Source organism: Gottschalkia purinilytica (assembly GCF_001190785.1).
Taxonomy (GTDB): Bacteria; Bacillota; Clostridia; order Tissierellales; family Gottschalkiaceae; genus Gottschalkia_A; species Gottschalkia_A purinilytica.
Genome location: NZ_LGSS01000031.1, coordinates 1 through 8866, shown reverse-complemented (window position 1 = coordinate 8866; position 8866 = coordinate 1). Strand labels below are relative to the sequence as shown.

7 protein-coding genes are annotated in these 8866 nt (G+C 26.4%); 2 read left to right on the top strand and 5 right to left on the bottom strand.

What is annotated here, in order from left to right; translation table 11 throughout:
• Positions 1-716: 716 nt before the first annotated feature.
• The 5 genes from CLPU_RS15775 to CLPU_RS15755 form a co-directional block, all read right to left on the bottom strand.
• Positions 717-1733, bottom strand: coding sequence for a cache domain-containing protein (locus CLPU_RS15775; RefSeq protein ID WP_050379001.1), 1017 nt, complete (start codon positions 1731-1733; stop codon positions 717-719).
• Positions 1734-2005: 272 nt separating this feature from the next.
• A complete protein-coding gene (locus CLPU_RS15770) occupies positions 2006-4042 on the bottom strand; it encodes a methyl-accepting chemotaxis protein (protein ID WP_050378999.1) in 2037 nt (678 codons plus the stop codon).
• Between the two features lie 429 nt (positions 4043-4471).
• Positions 4472-4894 (bottom strand): hypothetical protein, encoded by a 423-nt coding sequence (locus tag CLPU_RS15765; RefSeq protein WP_050378995.1) that lies wholly within the window; start codon positions 4892-4894, stop codon positions 4472-4474.
• 107 nt (positions 4895-5001) lie between these two features.
• Entirely contained in the window at positions 5002-6393 is a 1392-nt protein-coding gene (locus tag CLPU_RS15760) for a sensor histidine kinase (protein WP_050378993.1), read from the bottom strand.
• Positions 6394-7086 carry a response regulator transcription factor gene (locus CLPU_RS15755; RefSeq protein ID WP_050378991.1) on the bottom strand — a complete coding sequence of 231 codons (693 nt, stop codon included), beginning with the start codon at positions 7084-7086 and terminating at the stop codon, positions 6394-6396.
• A 372-nt stretch (positions 7087-7458) separates the two neighbouring features.
• Between CLPU_RS15755 and CLPU_RS17365 the strand changes: the two genes are divergently transcribed.
• Both CLPU_RS17365 and CLPU_RS15750 read left to right on the top strand, forming a co-directional pair.
• Entirely contained in the window at positions 7459-7620 is a 162-nt protein-coding gene (locus CLPU_RS17365) for a hypothetical protein (RefSeq protein ID WP_157857746.1), read from the top strand.
• A 376-nt stretch (positions 7621-7996) separates the two neighbouring features.
• The gene (locus tag CLPU_RS15750) at positions 7997-8728 is read left to right on the top strand and encodes a hypothetical protein (RefSeq protein WP_050378989.1); all 732 of its coding nucleotides are present in this window, start codon (positions 7997-7999) and stop codon (positions 8726-8728) included.
• Positions 8729-8866 lie beyond the last annotated feature (138 nt).

Below are 8866 nucleotides of genomic sequence, written 5' to 3'. Positions count from 1 at the left end.
TTTTAACTTCTGCTACTACAGCTTCTATAACGTCTTCTCTTCTACCTTCACTAAAGTTAGGTACAGCTAAAATATATTGTTTTTGTTCTGACATTTTAAGATTTCCTCCTTTGAATTTATGTATTTTTAAACACAGGAAAAGTATAATTATTAGTTATACTCTTCACAGTGCGATATCACCATGCTTATTATATCACAAAAAAAATTCTATGCCAAAAACTTTATATATTTTTATATTTTTTATAAATTTAGACTTAATTTAAACTTTGGCTATTTTATTCTATGTAAAATAATGTACATAAAATATTAATTACAAGACCTTTTAACTACGTACTTATCGCATCTTTAGTATAAGATGTCTGAGTTTTATCTATATATCATAAGTTTTTTTGGTTTCTATATTCACATTGTATTCTACAATTGTTATTAAAATCCTTTTTAAATATTCAATATTGTATCAATTTATCCATTTTATACTTCTCATGGTTTTTATTGTATAACATGGTAATGACATCTAAATAGTGAATAAATACTACAAAATAATATAAGTTAAACAAAATAATTTTTTTATTTAAATGTAGTTTTTAAATAAATTAATATCCTACTCATAAAATTTCAAGCTTTGTTGTTCATAAATCTGTTATATTATTAAAATAAGCATAAGTAATAATATGAATAAATAATAGATTAATATTTATATGAAAAATGTAATGCTATTATTTATCTTCTAAATTAAAAATAGGGTTTAATCTGAGTAACTTATTTTCTGTTGTAGCTCTAACTATTAATAAGAATACTGTTACAATTGCAACGGTAACTATAAATATTATTAGTGTTATATAGTACATTTTTTCATAGAGTTCTGACCTTTCCATAACCCCAATGAATTTCCATCCAGTTTTTTTAGAGGTGTATATATTAGCTATATATTTTTTATTGTTTTCTTTAAATTCAAAATAACTATCTTTACTAGTATTTAATTTATTTATATTTAACTTAGATATATGTTCAAAATTAAGCTCTGCATTTTTAGGATTTGATAATATAACTCCATCATCTTGAGCTAAAATTATATATCCTGTGTCACTTATTTTAATATTTTTAATCATATCAGTAAGTTCCTTTAGACTTATATCTATTGCTTGTACTCCTATGATTTCATTGCTGTTATTAGTAATAGTTGATACAATACTAATATTGGCAGCATCTGCTCCTTCCCAGTAATAAGCATTTGTTAAAGTTACTTTTCCTGGAGTTTCTAGAGCTATTTTATACCAAGGTCTTTGTCTAGGGTCATAATTGTCATATATATTTCCGTCCCTATACTGAATATATCCCCCATACTTAGTTGCCATATATACATCTGCAATATTCGTATGTGAAGTTGCAAAATTTTTATAAACATTAAATATTCGTGACTCTACACTATCGTCCATAAGGGGTGAAAATTTAATCTTTCCTTCTTTAGTTTTTTGATTAACATAACTTCTTATGTTTTCATCTGCCTTTTTTACGTCAGCATTCGTAGCTAACTGTTTACAGTTTTCCATCAGTACTGAAAAATAAGTATTTACCATATTGTCAACTTGGATAATTTCCCGTCTAGTATAATTTGCAAAATCTCTTTTTATAATGTAGCTAGCGGCACTTGATAAAATAGCAGTAATAATAACAGATATAGTTAATACAAATATGACTGGAAATATGAGTTCATTTTTCCATATCTTATTCAATTTCTCTCTCCTTTCTAATTATGTATAGCTTTTCGTTTGTCTTTATACAACATAATTCTACACTTTTCTACACATAATATCAATTGTAATTTGATTTTTTTTGACAAAATTTTTCTTTATATTACAAAAAAACCTTTTATCTACAATAAATATATTCAGATAAAAGGTTTTTAATTCCTATTTTTTTATTATATTTAATTATATTTTTACTATTGTCTAATATTTTTTTATAAAAAATGCTAATTATGTAAAATATTAAGTCTCATTATATTCTAAATATTGAATTGAGATATTGATTTTCTTAAAGTATCGGCTAGTTCTCTAAGATCTTCTATATATGCTGTCATATTATGTATTGATGAAGTTTGCTCTTCTGAGGCAGCCGTTACTTCTTCTGAAGATGCTGCTGTTTCCTCAGACTTTAATAGAAGATTGGTTATTGTTTGAGAAACTTCATTTTTCTTTTGAGTCATTTCTTCTACTACTCTATTTATTCTATCGACCTCATTCTTTATATCATTTATAGTTTTAGCTATATTATTAAATATAACTTTAGTTTCTCCTACTGTTTTCACATTATTATCCACTAGTTCATTAGACTTTTTTATAGCTTTTACAGATTCAACTATCTCTGACTGTATTTCTCCTACTATACTTTCTATTTGATTAGTAGACTTTTTAGATTCTTCTGCTAGTTTAGCTATTTCAGATGCTACAACACCAAATCCTTTTCCTGCTTCACCAGCTCTTGCAGCTTCTATAGAAGCATTAAGTGCTAATAAACTTGTTTGGTCAGTTACCCTATTTATCATATTCACAACATCTTCTATATGACTAGACTTTTCATCTAATACTGCTATTGCAAGTGATACTTGATTAGATGCATTACTAGTTTCTGCAGTAGTTTTATCTAGTACATTTACTATTTCAATTCCTTCAGCACTTAATCCTTTAGCTAAATCAGATTTTTCATCCATAGTAATAGTTACCTTCTCTATTTCTTCTGTAAACCCTTCTATAGCCTCAACTATATCTCCTGATTGTTCGGTCTGACCATAAGTTTCTGCTGAGAGTTGTGATATGGCTGCTACTACTTCATCTGCAGTTGCTGATACTTGTTTAGACATATCAGATATATGATTCGTTGACTTGGTAACGTTTTCCGAAATATCTTTAGAAGTTCGGATAAGATTTTTAACATTACCCATCATTTTATTAAAGCTCTCAAACAATTGTGCAATTTCGTCTTTTCCTATAACTTTAGCTTCTACAGTAAAGTCTCCCTTTTCAACTTTAGACATTAAGCTTCTCATATCACCTATAGGCTTTGATATTCCATTCGACATTTTAATAGAAATTATTAGAGATATAATTAAAATAACTGCTCCTAGTGTTATGATTAAATTATTTACTACTTGATTTTTTTGTAGTAACTCACTTTTCGGTATTATAGCTATAAACTTCCAACCTGTTTCTTTAGACGTATATACATTACTGACATACTCTTCATCTTTATCTTTAAATTCAAAGTATCCGTTCTTAATTTCTTCCATCTCTTTAATCTTAAGCTCTGATATGTTTTTAAAGTTAGTATTAGGATTTTTAGGATTTGATAATATAGTCCCTGTATCCTCTACTAATAATATGTACCCATTTTTTCCTATTTTTATTTTAGAAACAATATCTGTAAGATCATTTAGTCCAATATCTATAGACTGAACTCCTATTATTTCATTTGAATCATTACTTATAGTAGACACTACGCTAACACTTGCCCTATTAGAACCTCCCCAATAATAAGAATCTGTCATAGCTACTTTTCCTGGATTCTCCATAGCTTTCTTATACCAAGGTCTTTCTCTAGGGTCGTAGTTATTACCTACATGTCCATCTTCATATTGTACATATCCACCATCTATAGTTCCTAAGTAAGCATCAGAAACATTAGGGTGAGATTTTGCAAAGTTTGTGTACACACTATGTATTTCTGCTTCTATTCCTCCATTTGCTATAGGGGTTACCTTTATCTTCCCATTCTCTCCTGTCTTTTCAAGATATTTCGTTATAGTAGAATCTGCTCTTTTTACTATACTATTGTTTGCAAGCATATTGCAATTATTGTACATTTCTTTAAAATATGTATTTATTAATTTATCAACCTTATCAATCTCATTTTTAGTACTACTTATAAAATCTTTTTTTATTACATTTCCCATTGTTATCTTCATAATAATCGAAATTATAATTATACAAATACATATACTAACCAAAAATGATGTTATAAACTTCCCCCTTATAGTTTTAAACAAGATATCAAGCCTCCCTTTGTAGTATTGATACTCTCGGGTTTATTATCTGGTTCATTTATATCATCTTATCTTATATTTAGTAAGAGTATTATTACAATTTTATATTTTCTGACCATTTATGTCAATATTATACAAATATTTTTTTAAGCCTATGTTTTTGTTTTTCCTCAAAAAACAAAATAAAGCTCTATGTATTTAACTTAATTGTTAATTACTTAGAGCTTTATTTTTAAACATATTTTTGCTATTCATAGATCTTTATAACAATACTTTAATTTAAAGTATTTATCTTCGTAAAAAATAAAATATTATCCCAAATACTAATGCCACTAATATTGTAATTAGCATATTTTTACTTCTTCCATTATGATTATTATGCCCATTACAACATGACATATAATTCACCTCTCTTGAATTTATTTAGACATGTTATTTAACTCCAGATGAATTATTACTACTCCAATTTCCATGGCATCCTCTATTGCTCCCCATGAAATTATGCATTACAGACATCCCTCTTCTACCTCTACCTCTCATCATATTAGCCATTCTTCCATATCCGTTTTCATCCATAGCTTTAGTCATAATATCGTACTCTTCGTCACTTAAAGTATTCATAAAATCATTCATATTTTTATAATCAGTATTTTCTAATTTTTTTGCTAAATCATCATATCCTTTATCTCTTAGTGCTTTTATCATGTCAGTATGACAGTCTTGTCTATATGAGCTATTTTTTACTTCTTGCTTTATATTTGAATTTCCTCCATCACCTTTAGCATAAGCAACACCTGTAATAGTTCCTATAGCAATTATCCCTGTAGCTAATAAAGTTAATGTTTTCTTTTTCATATATCCCACTCCTTTTTCTTTCTTAATGTATCTTCATTTTACTTAAAAGTTTTGAAGAAATTATGAAGAATAAAAAAAGAACTATAAAAAGATTTTAAAAAACCTTTTTATAGTTCTTTTTTATTTATAGGTATTTTAATTGTAACAACAGTTCCTTTTTTCGGTTCACTTTCTATCTCTATCTTTCCTTTATGTACTTCTACCAGAGTCTTTACTATAGTAAGTCCTATTCCAGTACCGCCTGTTTTTTTACTTCTTGATTTATCTCCACGATAAAATCTTTCAAACACATGTGGCAAATCATCTTTTGATATTCCTATTCCTTCATCTTTCACTATTATGGTTATATCTTTTTCGTCTTTATTTACTATTACCTCAACACTACTATTTTCATTAGAATATTTAAGTGAATTTGAAAGCAGATTATACATAATCTGTTTCAACTTATCTTTATCAATCAAAGCTATAATATTATTATCTTCATTAAAGTTAAGTCTGATATTTTTCTTTTTATATAGTGGCTTCATAGTTTCAACTATTTTTTTTATTTCCAAAGTTAAATTAAGTTCTTCTTTATTTAAATACAAATTCGATTGTTCAAGCTTATCTATATCCTTCAAACTAGTTACTAATTTTGTAAGTCTTAATACCTCTTCGTAACAACTTTCAAGTCTTTCACTAGTAGGCTCCCATATTCCATCAATTAATGCTTCAATGTGTGTTTGTAAAGTAGCAAGAGGTGTTCTGAGTTCATGAGCCATATCAGAAGTAAGTCTTCTTCTTAATAACTCTTGATTTTGTAGTGTTTCTGCAAGATAATTTATAGAATTGGATAACTCTTGTATTTCTATAGTATTAGATTTTACCTCTGAGCGTATGTTTAAATCACCTTTTCTCATTTCATTAGAAACCTTTGTAAGCTTTATAAGAGGATTTGTAATTTGTTTAGATAGTATATAGCTAATTATAAGTCCAAATATTAAGGCAGCTGTAACTGAAATAATAAAAGATTTATTTAAAGTATCTTTAAAACCAAGATCTTCTTTAGATAAATTAAAGCTTCCAAAATAACCAATAGTCATATATCCAAATTTCTGATTATCTCTTATTAAAGGTAATACTTCTTCAATATACTCTCCTAACTTATCTTCATGTCTTCTTCCCATCATGGAATTCATCATCTTCTTATGAGCTAAGTTAGATTTACCAGAAGTAAATATAATTTGATTTTCACTATTTCTGATCTCTATATAGAACTCTTCCATAATAGAATATCTAGATATTTGCTCTAAATCATCTGAAGAAAGTTGTAAGTCATCATTATATAAGTCTTCTACTAAAGATCTAAGTTTTTTTATCTTTTTATTATGCTCTTGAGAAAGATATTGATTAAATCTTTTATCTATCATAAAATTCGAAATTATGCTTACTATTAATATAGAACCTATAACTGTAGCAAGAAAACCTTTAGATACCTTTTTAAGCAAAGAAATTCTCATTTAATTTCCTCCAAATTTGTATCCTACACCATATACAGTTAACACATATTTCGGTTTTTTAGGATCATCTTCTATTTTCTGCCTTATATTTTTTATATGAGTATCTATAGTCCTGTTGTATCCATCATAATCCATTCCTAAAGCTTTTTCTATCAACATATCTCTAGTAAATACTTGTCTAGGATTTGTTAAAAGTATTTTCAAAACTTTAAATTCACTTGCTGTTAAGCTAACTTTTTTACCTTTTTTCTTTACTTCAAATTTATCTATAAAAACTTCCAAATCTCCATCGTTAAAAGTTAAGTAGTCAGCAACAGGATTTTCTTCTTTATATGATCTTCTTATGAGAGCTTTTACTCTTCCTACTAATTCTCTAACGCTAAAAGGCTTAGTAACATAATCATCTGCCCCTATTGCTAACCCTTCGATTTTATTATCTTCTTCAACTTTTGCTGTAAGCATTATTATAGGTACATCTGAAACGTTTCTTATTTTAGTACATATTTCTTCACCTGATATATTTGGTAACATTAAATCTAAAATAATTAAATGTATTTCTTCTCTATTAAATATCTCTAAGGCTTCTTTCCCGTCACTACTAGTTATAACATCATATCCTTCTTTTTCTAAATAAGAAGCCACAACATCAGTTATTTTATCTTCATCATCTACTACTAAAATCTTCTTATTCATGAATTTTAGTTACATAGCTTTTTAAATTTAATTATATTTATTATAGTTATAGAAAATAAATCTACTATGCAAATAGTCATTTAAAGCTAGTAACTTTTCACTCTCCTTATCTAATTATTATAATTTATACTAAACAAATTACTTGTTTTGTATTCTTTTAATATATTATATACCAATATTTTGAAGATATATTGAAGATTCGTAAAATCAAAGCTATACACATGATTTGATAATTTCATCTTCATTTTTCTGATACTATTTGTAATGTAATATTAATTTTTTTGTCAGCTTAAGTTAAATCTTTCCTTTCAATTATATATTAAAATGATAAATGTAAATTGGTTTACAAAATAAATTTAAAGGAGTGATTATTTGAAAAACAGAAGAATAGTAGCTTGTGCTTTAATAGGAATTATGCTCACATCATTTGGTTTATATGGATGTAAGAAAAAAAGTGATACAAAATCAAATTCACCAAAAGTAGAAAGCCAAAAAAACGATTCTGAAGATTCAAAATCAGATAGTTCTAAATAAAATAACAAATAATAGAGGTTAAAATAAAAGGTAATTTCGTTGTCAATATCTACATATTAATGATATTTTACAACGTTATATAATAAAACAAAAGATAAGATAAACTAAAGAACATAAGAAAACTTTTTTGATGAAACATAAGATGACTCCCATCAATTAAACACCAAGCTTTATTTTAAAAGCTAACTTGTTTACAAGTTAGCTCTTTTTTTTACTTACTTTAAGCCTACAATAGTTCATTTTTTAGATACTATATGTAACTGAATAGTAAAGGTTTTGTTAGTTAAGATTAAATACTTATTGAATATTTTATACTACAATTATATATGTAATTAATACAAGTTCACTTATTAACAAATTAAGAGGAGTGAGAATTTTGAATAAAAAAAGAATATTAGCTTGTACTTTAATAGGAATTATGATTACATCCTTTGGACTATATGGATGTAATAAACAAAATAAATCAAAAGAAAGTCCTAAAAAAGTAGAAAAGGAAAATAATGAAAATAGTAATGTAGATAAGACAAAAGCAGAAACTAAATCAATTAAAACTGGTGATTCTAAAAAGTCAAACTTACAAGACAATAAAGTAAGTTTAAAACAAAAAACTATAAAAGGTAAAAGTTCTGTTGTTAAGTATCCATTTGTAAGTGGAATATCTGATAAGAATATAGAAGACAAAATAAATAAGACTATAGAATCAGAAGCCAAAAATCTATTAGACTACTCTGAAGGCAGAGTTGACATAAGTTATAAAGGTTATTCATTAGGTAATGAATATTTAAGTATAGGTCTTAAAGGATATGCAACTGCTGAAGGTGGAAAAGTAGAAATGCTTAACACTATAAATTATGATCTTTCAACTGGAAAAGCACTTACTACGGAAAATTTCTTTAAAAATGATAAAGAATCTTTAGAAGGGCTAAATAACTTATTCAAAAAATATTCTAATGGCGATACTTTTAGTACAGGATACGGATTCTTTATAAAATCTGATCAAGATTCTAAAGATAGTATAGTATTCTATCACTTAAAAAATGATGCTGATAGAGAATTTACTAGAGTTGAAATTCCTATGAATGAAATTGAACCTTATTTAGTTAAATAATATTAAAAGCTTGTTATTTAAAAAGAGTTGACTACTGAAGTGCACCCTAAAAGTTAGACATGAAATATGACTTTTGGAGGTGTACTTTTTGTATGACAAAGTATAGTTTAGAAACAAAAATTAGATTCATTGAACTTA